The following is a 15,257-nucleotide window of genomic DNA, read 5'->3' as shown; positions in this document are numbered from 1 at the left end:
AATGCAATATTTACACACACATCTTTTAAGCATAGCCATCTTTTTCCCTATGCTTAGTGCCATTTTAGCTTTCTTTATGAGTGCACAAGCTAGTAGGGCCTATGGCATTGTTGTTGCTTTGATTGAATTGTTAATCACGCTATTACTATGGCATGGTTTTGAAAATCAAGCTATCGGCATGCAATTTGAAGAGACCAAAGAATTGATTTATCAAATTGGCGTAAATTATCATGTAGGCATTGATGGTATTTCACTCTTTTTATTACTTTTAAATGCGATTGTAGTGCTTTTATCAGTGATTTATGTCAAAGAAAATCGTAAGGATTTTACTATCTGTCTCTTGCTCTTAGAGGGAATCCTAATGGGCGTGTTCTCTTCGCTTAATATGATATTGTTCTACACTTTTTGGGAAGTCTCTCTCTTGCCAATTCTCTATCTTATTGGGCGTTTTGGTCGCAATAATAAAGTTTATTCAGGAATGAAATTCTTTCTCTATACCTTTTTAGCATCATTATTTATGCTTTTAGGTATTTTATATATTGGTCATTCTTACGCACAAAGCTATGGTGCTTGGAGCTTTGATATTTTAGATTGGTATCAACTAAACCTTTCTAGCGAAGTGAAATTTTGGCTCTTTTTAGCTTTCTTAGCTGGAATTGCGGTTAAAGTCCCACTCTTTCCCTTGCATACTTGGCTACCTTACGCCTATTCTAATGCCCCAACTCTAGGCTCTGTATGCTTATCAGCATTACTTTCTAAAATGGGAACTTATGCCCTATTACGCTTTTTGCTCCCCCTTTTCCCTACTCTTTCAGAAGTCTATTTGACCCCAATTGCTATTTTAGCGTTGTGTATGATTATTTATGGGGGTTATTTAGCGCATGTACAAAAAGATGTTAAGACCCTTATTGCTTATAGCTCGTTTTCGCATATGGGTGTAGTGGTGCTAGGGATTTTTGCTTTCAATGTTGAGGGCATTTCTGGGGCGGTGTTTATGATGTTTGCCCATGGTATTACGGCTATGGGGTTATTTATGCTCGCTGGGATTTTAGAAGAGCGCACTGATAGTTTGGATATGACACATTTTGGCGCTATTGCAAGTTATGCGCCCATTTTTGCAACCTTTTTTATGGTGGTTTTAATGGCAAATGTGGGTATGCCTTTAACCATTGGTTTTGTAGGCGAATTTTTAAGCTTGCTAGGATTTTTTGCAATCCACCCTATCCTTGCTATTATTGCAGGCACAAGCATTATTCTATCAGCCATTTATATGCTGACTTCATATAAAAATGTTTTCTTTGGCACCTTAAAAGCAGGCAACAATCAAGTGAGTGTGTTTGAAGATTTGAGCGCTCGTGAAGTAGGGATTTTTAGCGTTATTTTAGCCCTAATTTTAGCGTTAGGCATCTATCCTAAAGTGCTTTTAAAACCTATTGAGCAAGGCACTAAAGGGCTTTTAGAAGTAATGCAACTTCGCTCAAGTCCTTTCATAGGCTCACTGAATACAAACCCTAATGCAAAAGAGGCCACTTATGTTAAATAGTATTCACATTCCATTTGATACTTTCAAGCTCCAAAGTATTTTGCCCATGCTCGTTATAGTGTGTGGCGGAATTTTCACGCTTTTAATCAACGCATTCACTTCAAAATTTTCACGCAACTTAAATGTGTTTTTGTGCATGCTCTTTTTAGCCCTAGACTTTTTGGTTGTCCTAGGTCTTGATAATCAAGAAAACGCCTTTTTTAACTTCTTAAGCTTAGATAATCTCTCGCTTATCTCACAAACAATTATTTTAACTTCAGCATTCTTTCTTATTTTCTTAGCGCTCTCAAAAGAGCGTTTTGCAGAATTTCAAACAGCTGAATTCTACCCCCTTTACTTGTTTATTGTGGCTGGCTTTCAATTTATGGTTTCTACAGACCACTTGCTTTTAATGCTTATTGGCTTAGAGACAGCGTCCTTACCTATTTGTGTTCTTATGGCATTAAGCAACAAACGCTACGGCTTAGAGGCAGGAATCAAGTATTTTACTATGGGGGCAATGGCTAGCGCATTTTTTGCTATGGGGGCAATGGCTTTTTACTTGCTTACTGGTAGTTTGAGCCTTGAAAATATTAGCACTCATTTGAATACAGAAGGTATTACGCACCCCTTACTCTTTGCTATGGGCGTTGTCTTTCTCATTGGAGCGATTGGCTTTAAAGTCTCTTTAGTACCTTTCCATACTTGGATGCCTGATGTGTATGAGGGCAATAATCCTATCTTTGCAAGCTATATCTCTATTGTGCCTAAAATTGCTGGATTTGTTGTAGCTACTCGCATTTTTGGTGCGTTTATAGACACTCACATTGCTTGGGTAGAAAATATTTTTTACGCTCTTATTCTTATTACTATTACCATTCCAAATTTTATCGCTTTATGGCAAGAAGATGTTAAAAGAATGCTTGCTTATAGCTCTATCTCACATTCTGGGTTTGCTCTAGCTTGCGTGTTTATCCATACCCCAGAAAGCCAAAACGCTATGTTTATCTACTGGTTTTTGTTTATGTTTACTTACATAGGAGCATTTGGACTTTTATGGTCTCTTAAAAGCCGTGAAACAACTTGGAATAATCGCTATGACCACCCCTACTCTAAATTTAATGGTCTCATTAAAACACACCCCCTAATCGCTATTTTAAGCGCTATTTTTATTTTTGGACTTGCGGGCATTCCCCCCTTTAGTGTATTTTGGGGCAAATTCCTTGTAATTGAAAGCGCTTTAACAAACCACTACACCCTTTTAGCAGTTGTAATGCTAGTTAATAGCGCTGTTGCAGCGTTTTATTATTTTCGTTGGTTTGTTGCAATGTTTTTCAATAAACCCTTGCAAGCTCAAGGTTATGGCGATATTTACACCAAAAACGCCACCATGCCTATTTATGGTGTAGTGATTCTTATGGCATTAATTTGCTCGTTCTCTATCTTTTTTGTGCAAGGATTATTAGAATTTGTGGGTTAAATCATCAAAGCTTTTTTGTTTTTTAATCCTTGCAGTCTTGAGCGCTTACTCTCTTGAAGCCTTAAGCCTCACACTTACTCAAGGCAGAGAGGAAGAGCAAAATTTCTCAGTCTTAACCTTGCGTCATTCTCAGCCCTTTTCTTGTGCTTATAACAATGAAAAGCCTCATAGCGGAATTACTGCTCCTCTTAAGGTAAAACGCCCTATAGTTTGCATGATAGATTCTATTCCTAAAGAGGGTTTCACACCTTTAGAAAACTCTTTTTTTAGCATCACTTATTCTATTAGCCATGGGCATTTTTATTTGCATATTAAACCTAAAGCCTTGCGCCGACAATCTCTTTTTTCTTTTGCTAGAGATTATAAGAATGAAGTGCCAATCTTTCAAGAAAATGATTCCAAGGCTAAAATGTGGCAAGTTGTAGGCTATAGTCAAGCTATACCCTTTTTAAACGAAAATAGCTCGGCTAAAAAGGGCTTGAATTTCCCCATTTTGATTGAAAACGCACAGACCCCAATTATTCAAGAATTAGGTGTTGATAGCAAGCCTTTAGTAACTACCAAAGGCTATGATTTAGACGCTTATTTAGAGGCTAAAAACCAAGTAGATTCACAATCCTATTTTGATGCCTTACGCACTATTAGTCGTATTTTTAAAAATTATCCCCAAACCATTTTTAAAAAAGATTTATACTATTTAGAAATCATTGCTCTAAGCAAACTAAACATTAAAAAAACCTTACTTATAGATATAGGCACTAAATGGATTAAAAACTACCCTACTGACCCAAATATTCCTGAGGTGTTATATTATGTGGCTAAAGCTTTAGATGAAAACAACCATTACAAGCAAGCTATCCGCCATTATAAGCGCATTCTTTTAGAATACAAAGATAGTCGCTATGCCCCCCTAGCACAAATGCGCCTAGCCATTGAGGCGGCCAATGCAACTGATTTTAGCAGTGCGGTCTCTATGTTTAAAGAGGCTCTCTCTAATGCTAAAGATAAAGAAAGTGCGAGTAAAATTGCCTTGAGTTGGGCTGAAGTAGAAATTATGTATCAAAATTTCAATAACGCTAAACTTCTCATTCAAAAAGTTATTAAGGCCAACCCCTCTTATATCTCTACGCACAGCCAACTAGGCTTTGAATTGCTTGATATGCTAAAGAATAATCAAATGAATGAGAGTGCCATTGAAGTAGCCAAACTACTTATAAAGCAAGACGATAGCTTAAAGATTAAAGAGCGAGCGCTCTATGATTTGGGGGCATTGTATGCAAGGCTTAAAGATTTTAAAAACGCTCATTTTTATAACTTGAAATATTTAGAAGCTTATGGGGATTTAGCGCATGCGCCTATTGTTAGAACAAGAGATGAAAACGCCCTCTTTTCTATGAGTGGGAACACTCAAGAAAAAATCGCTCATTATGATAAAATCATTCACAATTTTCCTAACTCCAATGAGGCACTCAAAGCTACTGAACTAAAGGCTCAATTACTCTTTGATGAAAAACACTACACGGAAGTTTTAAACATGCAAAAAGATTTGCCTAAAGATTTTCCTTTAATTCAAAAAACACTCAACACTCTCTCTAAGGAAAAATTAGATAACAATAATTGCAAACAAGCTTTAGCATATCTAGCACAAGTTAAAAATTTTGACTTAAGCAAAGACCAAGAAATCAAAGCCTTTGATTGCTTATATTTCGCATCATTGCACCAAAAAGCTCAAATCATCGCCTTAAACGCTTTAAAAGTTGCCAAAACCCCCAGCGAAAAATTGCCATGGCTTTATCGTTTAGGGCGTAATTATTATCGCTTAGGGGATTTTAAAAATTCTTTACTCGCCTCTAAAGACGCCCTAGCTTTAGCTCAAAATTTGAATAAAAAAGAATTTTATGATATTGCATTCATTCTCTTTGCAGATTATATGCAAACAAAGGCTAAAGATGCAGCTTTGGAACTTTATGCGTTTTTAGAAAAAAACTTTAAAGATGACAGACGCTTAATTTTAGTCTATGCCAAATTGCTAGAAAACGAAAAAGACCCCAAAAGCATTAAAATCTATGCCACAACCTTACTCAAACTACAAGACACCTATAAGGACTATTCTTACACACCATTTAGTGAATTTGCTCTTATTGATGCTTATAGAACCACCAAAGACTATCTCAAAGCCTTAGAAGTGCTAGAAAAACTTCTCAACCATAAGCTTTCTGTAGAAAATCATCAAAAAGCCTTGTATTTACAATCTAGTTTATTAGATTTAAATAATCAAAAAGCAAAGTCTAAAGAGAGTTTAGAAAAATGTGTTCAGTTAAAACAAAAAGACCAAACAAACCCATGGCAAAGTTTGTGCGAGCAAGGTTTAGATTTACTTAAAAATAAGGAGCAATAATGGATACAAGTATTTTTAGAGAATATGACATTAGGGGCATTTATCCCAAAACTTTAGATGAAAATACCGCTTTTAGTATCGGCGTAGAGCTAGGAAAAATCATGCAACAATATAGCAAGGGCGTATTTGTAGGCTATGATGCAAGGGTGCATGGAAAAAAACTTTTTGAAGCTTTGAGTGCAGGATTGCAACAAGAGGGTTTAAAAGTGTATGATTTAGGGCTTATTCCTACACCGGTGGCGTATTTTGCGACCTTTAATGAGATAGATAATATTCAATGCCCTAACTCCATTATGATAACTGGCTCTCATAACCCAAAAGTTTATAACGGCTTTAAAATCACACTCAATAACAACCCTTTTTATGGCAAGGATATTCAAGCTTTAAAAGACACGCTTTTAAACACTACGCATGAAGTTAAACCCCTAAAAGAAATGCCTTTAAAAGTCAATGCCCTAGAAGCTTATCATAACTATTTAATCAACGATTTTAAGCATTTAAAAGATTTCAAACACAAAATTGCCCTAGATTTTGGTAATGGCGTGGGAGCGTTAGGCTTAGAGCCTATTTTAAAGGCTTTAAACATTGATTTTAATAGTCTCTATAGTGAGCCTAATGGCAATTTTCCTAACCACCACCCAGACCCTAGCGTTGCAAAAAATTTACAAGACTTACAAACGCATATGCAAGAAAATGCTATTTCTATAGGCTTTGCTTTTGATGGCGATGCGGATAGGATTGCAATGCTAGGGGCTAATCATATTTATACAGGCGATGAATTAGCCATATTATTTGCAAAGCATTTATATAATCAAGGCATTACCCCTTTTGTGATAGGTGAAGTCAAATGCTCTCAAGTGATGTATAACACTATCAATAGTTTTGGCAAGACACTGATGTATAAAACCGGACATAGCAATTTAAAGGTCAAGCTTAAAGAGACTAACGCACATTTTGCAGCCGAGATGAGCGGACATATCTTTTTTAAAGAGCGTTATTTTGGCTATGATGATGCCCTTTATGCAGCTTTGAGAGCCTTAGAGTTGATGCTTAAAGAAGACCCAAGCGATTTAGAAAATACCATTAAAAATCTCCCCTATTCCTACACCACGCCTGAAGAAAAAATTCTCGTGAGCGAAGAAGAAAAATTTGAAGTCATTCAAAATTTACAAAATAAACTTCAAAATGTGCCAGATAACTTCCCTAGAATCAAAGAAATTATCAGTATTGATGGCGTGAGAGTGGTTTTTGAACATGGTTTTGGACTCATTCGTGCGAGTAACACCACCCCATGTCTAGTCACTCGCTTTGAAGGTAAAGATGAAAAAACGGCGTTAGAATATAAAAAGGCGTTGTTAGGATTATTAGAAAAATAATTTTAAAAACAACAAGCTTGGGATAATCTCATTTTATATCCCTTGCTCTTGAAATATTAACCCAACTAAACAAATTGCTTTTTAAAGCCACACAAACTGTAAGACCCCAAAATTTTTATACTATTTAAGCAAATGCAAATGCAACTATAATAAATAATGACTGAAAGGTCAAATTTGAATTAGGAGCTTTTAATGCCTAAGAATAACAAATACTATAAGAAAGATAATGAGTTTCATAGCACAGCAACCCACAGAAAATTAACAGGTGGTGCTAGAAATAATTGCGAAATGAAAGAAATGGGAGGTCAAAAAGTCGTAATGGAATGCGCTAAACTTACCCCCAAACTTATTGAACTTGTAATCAAGCAAGATGAACAAATAATCAAGCAAGGTGAACAAATTAATTCTCTTAAGCAAATAATAATGGCATTAAGCCCAATAATATATGAAAAAATGCAAAGGAATTTCAAATGACACAAGAAAATTTTAAACAAGCAATACAAAGCTTGGAACTTAAACATAAAGTAAAAATTCTTAGAGAGTTCAATGCTTATTCAGACTGCTCTGAATATCCAGACTGCGACGCAGACGCCAACGATGGTTGGGCTTGTAGAGATAGTAAGGGACACTGCTCAGATTAAACACCTAAGCAAAGAATAATAAACTTAGCAATAGAATAGGCATTAAAAAGATGCAAAACACAACCAATGATTTTCTTGATTTTTTAAAAAAATTAAATTATCAAGTCCACAACCATAAAACTTCTAGTCCTTTTAGACTAGAAGAAGTTGTTAAAGACCCAATAATATTAGAAAACTATGTTGGCGAGATAGAGAATTTGGCTAATTCTTCACAATTTTTCTTAAAGAAAGTGGGCAATAAATGGGAAAAAACTTATAGAATTGAAGAAATAGCCCAAAGAACCTTAAAAGAATTGCAAAAAGATAATTTGCATAAGCAAGTTATAGAAATGCTAGAAGATAACCCATTAATTCTATACCAAGAGTTTGAGCGTTGGTTAAATACTAAACATCAAGGAATGCTTTCTGCAATCATAGATAAATATTGGCATAACTTCATTATTTATACTTACGAATATCAATCTTGGTGCTTAGACAAATACAATCGCTTTATTCATCATCTCCCCACTCCAGGTTATGAAAAAGAAAGCTCTGACAACCTTGAAAATTTAAAAGGTATTGCATGTTATTTTAAGTCCTACCAACAACAATACCCCCTAGATAAAAGTATCTTACTCTATAACTTTCCATACAGATTGCTCCATCAAGAAAAATCTTTTGAAACAATACGAGCGATTATTATAGAATTTAGCGAGCTTGTATAAGCTTGCTAGTATTTTTCATACACAAGCACAACGCTTTTAGGCATAGAATATAAGCTAAAAAAATCATGCGTAGCTTCATTAAGCGTTCCGGAAAATAGCGTGTTTAAACACAAATCTTTTAAAGGGTATTTGAGATTTTTAGAAGTGAATTGAGCCTTAAAATCCAAGCTAAAAAGCGAAATCTGCTCTCCCTTAAAGCTAGGCAAAGTAAAAGGGGTTTCTAGCACCCTAAAAATACCATAATCACTAATGGCTTGGAGTTTCTTGCAAAATTTAAAATACTCAAACAATAAAAAAATGTTCGCTAGGGTGTGGTCTTCTCGCTTACCGTTCAATCCTAAGAAAATAAAATCATTATAGCCCTTATTAAACGCATAAAAAAAGGCTTTGGATAAATCGTTGCTATTTTGCTCATTCACGCATATGGGGTTATACAAAGCTTTTAAGTTTGAGTCTATGCTATCCAAATCGCCTATGACTACACTTGGTTTAATTTTTAGCTTATGCAAGGGTGCAACAGCCCCATCGCATGCGATTAAAAAAGGGGCGTTTTTTAAAATTTCTAAGCATTTTTTTGACTTAGGAAACTCCCCATTAGCCAAAATCACTGCCTGCATGACCTGTTCCACCGATTAAAATAATACATGCCAATAAAGAGAAATAAAATCGTTGTGAGTAGTTGCGTCAAACTCTCTGTAGAAATTTTAAAGATACCAAACCATACCATAATAGACGCCATATTACCCAAAGTTACTAAAAAGTAGCTCTCCACAAAACGCAACACCTGCAAAATAAAGGCTATGATAAAAACCACAAAAATAAAACTCTCTAACAAAATATAATTAGATTGCATCCAGTCAAAAAAGAATACGCCTAAATAAGTCAAAGCCACTATACTAAATGCTAATACAACACGCATCTTTAAATCTAAGGCTCTAATTTTCACTTCCCCTAAATTTTCTAATTTTTTCCATGAAATTAATCCATAAATCCCCATAGGCATATATAAAAATAGATTTAAAATCACTTCGGCTTTCAACCCCCATAAATGCGCTAAAATCGCATAAGAAATATTATAGATAAACCCAAAGAAAAAGCAAACAACCTTTTTCTCTCCGGCAAAAAATGCGTATAGCACCCCGCTTAATGAGGCAATAAGATTTAAGCTTGAACCCTTAGTTAAAAAATTTATAGCAATTAAAAAAGCGCATGCTAAAAAAAGCGTAAAATAAAATGTCTTGGATAAATTCATTTTTTAAAAACAATGCCCTTTTAGTTTTTGAAAAAATGTGATTGATAAAACGCTTAATATAACACAAAGAACGAAAAATTAAAAACGATTTTTTTACTATTCCTTTACTCAAATCCCTTGCTAGTCCTACATTTTCTAGCACCACTAAATTTTTCACGCTATTTAAGCTAAGTCTAAGTCTAAGTCTAAGTCTACTATACTCAGCGCATTTGAGATAAAAACTTAAATTTAAAAGGGGTGTTTGTGGATAATAAAGATGACAAAATAGATGAGGAATTCATTTTAGAACCTATAGGTGCAATACGGAGCGACCAAATAAGAGATTATTTTAACATTTGTGATGAAATCTTAAGCCAAAAAAGTAATCCCAGCATCACAAATATCTTATTAGAAAGAAAGCACACGCTACATTTTTGTTCAAATAGGACACGAATTGATTTTGTCCCCAAACACATACAATCTTATCTTATAAACACCATGAAAAAATATCATTTTACATATCGTGGTGAAATTCGTAGTGGAATTTCTTTTCATCAAACATGCTCCGGTTCTAATAACTATAAGAATTTAAAAGAGTGTGTGGAAGAATTAATGCATAATCCTTTGGTTGGAATGGGAGAAACTAAAATAGCCATCTTATCACTCTCTTGGTAGAACGAACTTTGATTAAAATTTTTATATAAAAGGAATAAACATGAAATTTTTAGGTAAATGGTATTTATTGTTTTTTATCGGATTGAGTAGCTTGGTATTTGTAGGTTGCGAAGAATCAGCCCACCAGCGTTTTATAAGACAGACAACCGAAAATCTTGAAAGACATGGTTTCTCACACGGCACTTCTATGTTCCTTGCTATGTTAATATTTGTTGTTATAGGTACTGTGTCTTATTGGATATTTGGTGGTGGAAAAGATAACAAGAAATAAAAACATTCAATGAAACACATTATATATATTTCATATATTTTATTATTGTTGGCTCTTATGGTTGCGGGTTGTTTTCTGCTATATAATCTTTTTACCGATGTCGTTTTAAATGGTAAGTGGGACAATAATACTTGGTTAAATGTGGGGCTATTAGTAATTGTGCTTATATCCTTAGCAATAGCATTGAACTATTTTGAGAAGTTTCTTAATGAAAATTACAAGGAAAAATAATCTTTTAAAATTATTTTTTACCTATTTTTAAGCAATCAATTCTTAAGCTATAATACCAAGAAACTTATATTCTTATATTTAGGTGTTGTAATGATAAGAAATCAAATGATATTAGGCTTAGTGGCACTATCTTTAGTGAGCGTTTTAAATGCTAAAGAATGTGTTTCACCTATTACAAGAAGTGCTAAGTATCACCAGCAAAGCGCTGAAATCAAAGCCTTGCAACTACAAACTTACAAAATGGCAAAACTAGCCTTAGATAACAATCTTAAACTTATCAAAGACAAAAAGCCTGCTGTTATCTTGGATTTAGATGAAACAATTCTTGATACTTCTGATTATGCAGGCTATCTTATTAAAAATTGTCTTAGATACACTAAAGAAACTTGGGATAATTATGAAAAACAAGGCACTTCTAAGCTCATTGCTGGGGCATTAGAATTTTTAGAATACGCTCATTCTAAGGGGGTGATGATTTTTTATATTTCTAATCGCACCCACAAAAATAAGGCGTTTGTATTAAAAATGTTAAAAAGCTTGAAACTTCCGCAAGTGAATGAAAAATCTGTTTTATTAGAAGAAGAAAACAAGCCAAAAGCAATAAGGCGCGCTGTGGTTGCTAAAGATTATGCGATTATTTTACAAATTGGCGATACCTTGCATGATTTTGATGCCATGTTTGCCAAAAACGCCAAAAATAGCAAAGAACAACAAAAAAAAGTGCTACAAAACGCCCAAAAATTTGGCACAGAATGGATTATTCTACCCAACTCTCTTTATGGCACATGGGATAATGAGCCTTGAGCCTTTAAAAGCATGGAAAAATAAAAAATAAGCCTTAATAAACGACAATTTTAAAAAAAACGATTAATTTAAAAAATTAATCGTTTTTTTAGTCTACCTCAACCCCACTTTTTTAAAACCTTATACTCCCTAATAGTCCCAAAATTTAGGCACTCTTTAAGCTAAGTCTAAGTCTAAGTCTAAGTCTAAGTCTAAGTCTACTATACTCAGCCCATTTGAGATGAAACTTAAATTTAAAAGGGGTGTTTGTGGATTTTGTAGATAATAAAGATGACAAAATAAAGTGCATTTTAGAACCTATAGGCAAAATACAAGGCAATAAAATAAAAGATTATTTTAAGATTTGTGATGAAGTCTTAAGCCAAAAAAATAATCCCAGCATCACAAATGCCTTATTAGAAAGAATGCACACGCTACATTTTTGTTCAAATACAACACGAATTGATTTTATCCCCCAACACATACAATCTTACCTTATAGGCACCATGAAAAAATATCATTTTGAATACCTTGGGGATATTTCTTTTTGTCAAAAATGTCCTAACTATAATAACTTAAAAGAGTGCGTAAAAGAATTAATGAATAATCCTTTAGTTGGAATGGGAGAAACTAAAATAGCTATCCTATCACTTTGTTGGCAAAACAAACCTTATTAAAATATTTCATAAAAGGAGCAAATATGAAAACAAACCTATGGATTAAAGGATTAGGAGCATTGAGCCTAGCATTAGTTATGGCAGGGTGTGGGAGTTCGCCTATTGATGTGTCTGTAGAAAAAAAACATGAAACCAATATCTTTACTTCCGAACTCACCAAACAAACTTATCTTAATATCTCATCTAAGGCAGATGATGTTGTTATCCAAAATGTTGAGCTTAACAGAGGGAAGTGTAAAAATGAGTCATTTGGGCTAAAACTTGGTGGGTGGTATAGTTATACTCATTTAGAAAATTATGAAAGAGAAAGAGCAGACATAATAAAACGAATCGAGGGGTATGATGACCCAGATTTCTATCCTACTAACATTAAACGAGCCCAAGAAGAAGTCCAAAAAGAGATTAAGAAAGTTGAAGAGCAAAAAAGAGAGGTTAGTTCTTTTAAGACTTATGAAGAATTAAAGCAGAAAAAAGGTGTTTTGGCTAGTAAAACCAAAGAGGAATACACAAAAGACAATGAATTGTTTTCACTTTCTTACTTTAACTCTTTCTTATCGGAGTTGCATATAAGCTATATAAATAGTTTTAACGATTATTGTGGTGATGATTATAAGGGGTTAATCATGAAAGAGTGTCCAAAATATAAAAACAATAAATATTATCATAGTAAATATGTTGCAAATATTATAGGGGTCAATACCTATAACAAACTTACTGACAAAAAGTTTTTAAGCAAAATTTCAAAAAAAGAATTTGAACAAATCGTATTCCCCCTAATGCCTAAGTTCCATGAGGTTTTTTTTAAAAGGTATAAAGAAGTTTTCCCAAAAATAGTAAAGACTGATAAAATTGATGAGGCTAAAAGACATCTAAACCAACTTCTCAAAGAAAAGCAACAAGACCAAGAAAAACTCGCTCAAGTGGAACAAAAAATCAAAGAAATGAAAGAGCAAGGCAACACTATGGAAGTCCCCTTAAAATTTGGCGAAGTTTTTAGGATACCTACTTGCAACAATCTTAAAGAGGCTAAAATTAAAACTAATAAAGGCACTTATACTTTCAGCTTTTAACCAAACTCCCTACAAGACAAAAAGAGCTTACAAGCTCTTTTTGTTATTTTGCTATTTACCTTAATTCATCTATTTTCTTGTAAAATACAGCCTTAAATCTTAATTAAAGTAGCCCATGATTAGTCTAATAGAACAAATCCCTTATGTTGCTTACCCCCTAGCTCTTTATGAGAAATTAGAGCAAAATAACACCCTTTTGTTTGAGAGTGCCGAAATTGAGAGCAAAACCAATACTAAATCTTTGCTTATGGCTAAAGCTTGCTTGAAACTTATCTGTAATCATAACGCCGTAATAATCACTAGCCTTACGCCTAATGGCTATGCATTTTTAAAAAACCTAAGCGCATTTTTCAAAACCCCTATTCAAAATAACACTTTAACCTTAATCTACCCACAAGTTAGAAAAGCACAAGATGAGTTTTCTAAACTCTTTGAACCTAGCCCTTTTGATGCCCTAAGGGGGCTTTTTAAAAGCATTAGCACCAAGCACAAACACCCTTTTGCACTCTTTTGTGCCGGATTGTTTTCTTTTGAAATGCTGAATTTTTTTGAAGATTTGCCCAAGCTACAAACACAGGATAACACAGCCAATGACTTTATCTTCTATGTGGCGCAAAATTTAATCATCATAGACCATAAAGAAAAAACCACCGAGATTTTAGGGGCGTGTTTTGATAAACACCTTAAAATAGAGATAGAAAAAGAATTACAAACTTTAAAAATTCTAGCTAATAGCATACAACAAGATTTTATGCCAAAAAAACTCAAGCAAAATACAGAAATTAGCACTAATTGTAGCGATAGCGAGTTTGAAAAAAAGGTGCTGTTTTTACAAGAAGAAATCAAAAAAGGCGAGATTTTTCAAGCGGTATTATCACGAAGTTTTTATATGGAATGCAAAGAGCCTTTGAGCGCGTATTATCATTTAAAGCTTGCTAATCCTAGCCCCTATATGTTCTATATAAAAGATAGCGATTTTATCCTTTTTGGAGCCAGCCCTGAGAGCGCTTTAAAATACAACGCCTTAACCAACACGGCTGAGATTTATCCCATTGCAGGCACTCGCTTAAGGGGTAAGGATACAAATGGCAACATTGATTATGATTTGGATAGCAAAATGGAATTTGATTTGCAACACGATTATAAAGAAAGGGCTGAACATATCATGCTAGTGGATTTAGCACGAAATGACATGGCTAGAATTTCACAAAAACGCTATTGTGATAAACTCTTAAAAGTGGATAAATACTCCAATGTCATGCATTTAGTTTCTTGCGTAGTGGGGGAATTAAAAAAGTCTTGTGATAGTTTGCATGCTTATAGAAGTTTTATGAATGCAGGCACGCTTAGTGGAGCACCAAAAATTTCTGCTATAAAACTCATCTATCAACTTGAAAATCAAAGAAGAGGGTCTTATGGGGGGAGTGTGGGTTATTTAAATAACGAAGGCTCCATGGATTCTTGTATTACTATTCGCTCATGTCTTGTTAAAAATCATAGAGCTGTGATACAAGCGGGAGCTGGAGTGGTGCTAGATAGCAATCCTAAAAGTGAAGCTGACGAAACAAGGGCTAAAGCGCAAGCACTAATTTTTGCCATTAGGAAAACAAGCTTATGAAAATCTTTTTTATAGATAATTTTGATTCTTTCTCGTATAACTTAGTGTATGAATTGGAGCATTTAGATTATGAAGTGCTAGTGTATAGAAATGATATTGAGCCTAGTTATCTTATGAAGCTTATGCATCAAGAACAAGAAAAGCCCCTTTTGTTTCTCTCACCAGGTCCGGGTAATCCTAATAATTCTGGCAATCTCTTAGAAATCATAGAAATGGCTAAAAAGAAGTTCCCCATTTTAGGGATTTGCTTAGGCTTACAAGCCTTAGCGCAAAGCTATGGGGCTAAGATTATCCAAGCACCAGAAATTATGCATGGCAAAGCAAGTGCTATTACGCTTAAAAAACACGAAGTATTTAAGGGCTTAGGGGAAAGTATGGTTGTGGGGCGTTATCATTCTTTAATGGCAAGTGATTTGCCTAAAAATTTAGAAGTGATTGCAGAGTATGAAAATATCCCTATGGCAATTATTGATGAAAAAGATAAAATCTTAGCTTATCAATTCCACCCTGAAAGCATAATGACCTTAAAAGGAAGGGAGCTTTTAAAACAGAGCGTAGAGTTTTTAAGGAAACTATAAAG

Annotated in this window: 15 protein-coding genes and 1 pseudogene; 14 read left to right on the top strand and 2 right to left on the bottom strand. The window is 34.2% G+C overall.

Annotated features, from left to right (window positions below; all coding sequences use genetic code 11):
* The first annotated feature begins 1 nt into the window (after position 1).
* From HCW_RS02070 to HCW_RS09680, 7 genes are all read left to right on the top strand, one after another.
* On the top strand, positions 2 to 1,543 hold the full coding sequence (locus HCW_RS02070; protein ID WP_014660571.1) for an NADH-quinone oxidoreductase subunit M: 1,542 nt from the start codon (positions 2 to 4) through the stop codon (positions 1,541 to 1,543).
* Positions 1,533 to 3,002 carry an NADH-quinone oxidoreductase subunit NuoN gene (gene nuoN / locus HCW_RS02065; RefSeq protein WP_014660570.1) on the top strand — a complete coding sequence of 490 codons (1,470 nt, stop codon included), beginning with the start codon at positions 1,533 to 1,535 and terminating at the stop codon, positions 3,000 to 3,002. Before HCW_RS02070 ends, nuoN begins: the two co-directional genes overlap by 11 nt.
* Positions 2,992 to 5,400, top strand: a complete 2,409-nt coding sequence (locus HCW_RS02060) for a DUF7494 domain-containing protein (protein WP_014660569.1) — start codon at positions 2,992 to 2,994, stop codon at positions 5,398 to 5,400. The genes nuoN and HCW_RS02060 overlap by 11 nt, the downstream gene beginning before the upstream one ends.
* Positions 5,400 to 6,776 (top strand): phosphomannomutase/phosphoglucomutase, encoded by a 1,377-nt coding sequence (locus HCW_RS02055; RefSeq protein ID WP_014660568.1) that lies wholly within the window; start codon positions 5,400 to 5,402, stop codon positions 6,774 to 6,776. The genes HCW_RS02060 and HCW_RS02055 overlap by 1 nt, the downstream gene beginning before the upstream one ends.
* Positions 6,777 to 6,968: 192 nt before the next feature.
* On the top strand, positions 6,969 to 7,250 hold the full coding sequence (locus tag HCW_RS02050) for a hypothetical protein (protein WP_014660567.1): 282 nt from the start codon (positions 6,969 to 6,971) through the stop codon (positions 7,248 to 7,250).
* The gene (locus HCW_RS09370; protein WP_155802210.1) at positions 7,247 to 7,417 is read left to right on the top strand and encodes a hypothetical protein; all 171 of its coding nucleotides are present in this window, start codon (positions 7,247 to 7,249) and stop codon (positions 7,415 to 7,417) included. Before HCW_RS02050 ends, HCW_RS09370 begins: the two co-directional genes overlap by 4 nt.
* Positions 7,418 to 7,467: 50 nt before the next feature.
* Positions 7,468 to 8,121: a hypothetical protein gene (locus HCW_RS09680; RefSeq protein ID WP_014660566.1), complete on the top strand. Its 654-nt coding sequence runs from the start codon at positions 7,468 to 7,470 to the stop codon at positions 8,119 to 8,121.
* A gap of 5 nt (positions 8,122 to 8,126) precedes the next feature.
* Here the strand turns inward: HCW_RS09680 and HCW_RS02040 are convergent, their stop codons facing one another.
* Both HCW_RS02040 and pnuC read right to left on the bottom strand, forming a co-directional pair.
* Complete coding sequence (locus HCW_RS02040) at positions 8,127 to 8,738, bottom strand: thiamine diphosphokinase (protein WP_014660565.1); 612 nt, start codon at positions 8,736 to 8,738, stop codon at positions 8,127 to 8,129.
* Positions 8,726 to 9,373, bottom strand: a complete 648-nt coding sequence (gene pnuC / locus HCW_RS02035; RefSeq protein WP_014660564.1) for a nicotinamide riboside transporter PnuC — start codon at positions 9,371 to 9,373, stop codon at positions 8,726 to 8,728. Before pnuC ends, HCW_RS02040 begins: the two co-directional genes overlap by 13 nt.
* Before the next feature lie 243 nt (positions 9,374 to 9,616).
* On the opposite strand from pnuC, the gene HCW_RS02025 reads away from it, so the two are divergent.
* The 7 genes and pseudogenes from HCW_RS02025 (at position 9,617) to HCW_RS01985 (ending at position 15,255) form a co-directional block, all read left to right on the top strand.
* Positions 9,617 to 10,027 carry a hypothetical protein gene (locus tag HCW_RS02025; protein ID WP_014660563.1) on the top strand — a complete coding sequence of 137 codons (411 nt, stop codon included), beginning with the start codon at positions 9,617 to 9,619 and terminating at the stop codon, positions 10,025 to 10,027.
* A gap of 40 nt (positions 10,028 to 10,067) precedes the next feature.
* Complete coding sequence (locus HCW_RS02020; RefSeq protein ID WP_014660562.1) at positions 10,068 to 10,298, top strand: hypothetical protein; 231 nt, start codon at positions 10,068 to 10,070, stop codon at positions 10,296 to 10,298.
* 321 nt (positions 10,299 to 10,619) lie between these two features.
* Positions 10,620 to 11,364: pseudogene (locus HCW_RS02010) on the top strand (5'-nucleotidase, lipoprotein e(P4) family).
* A gap of 217 nt (positions 11,365 to 11,581) precedes the next feature.
* On the top strand, positions 11,582 to 11,989 hold the full coding sequence (locus tag HCW_RS02005; RefSeq protein WP_014660559.1) for a hypothetical protein: 408 nt from the start codon (positions 11,582 to 11,584) through the stop codon (positions 11,987 to 11,989).
* A gap of 23 nt (positions 11,990 to 12,012) precedes the next feature.
* On the top strand, positions 12,013 to 13,059 hold the full coding sequence (locus HCW_RS09035) for a hypothetical protein (RefSeq protein WP_014660558.1): 1,047 nt from the start codon (positions 12,013 to 12,015) through the stop codon (positions 13,057 to 13,059).
* Positions 13,060 to 13,174: 115 nt separating this feature from the next.
* Entirely contained in the window at positions 13,175 to 14,677 is a 1,503-nt protein-coding gene (trpE, locus tag HCW_RS01990; protein ID WP_014660557.1) for an anthranilate synthase component I, read from the top strand.
* On the top strand, positions 14,674 to 15,255 hold the full coding sequence (locus HCW_RS01985; protein ID WP_014660556.1) for an aminodeoxychorismate/anthranilate synthase component II: 582 nt from the start codon (positions 14,674 to 14,676) through the stop codon (positions 15,253 to 15,255). The genes trpE and HCW_RS01985 overlap by 4 nt, the downstream gene beginning before the upstream one ends.
* The last annotated feature ends 2 nt before the right edge of the window (positions 15,256 to 15,257 follow it).

The sequence above is a fragment of the Helicobacter cetorum MIT 00-7128 genome, from assembly GCF_000259255.1.
Classification (GTDB): domain Bacteria; phylum Campylobacterota; class Campylobacteria; order Campylobacterales; family Helicobacteraceae; genus Helicobacter; species Helicobacter cetorum_B.
The sequence above is the reverse complement of the archived record's forward strand: the minus strand, read 5'-3'. Positions and strand labels throughout refer to the sequence as shown.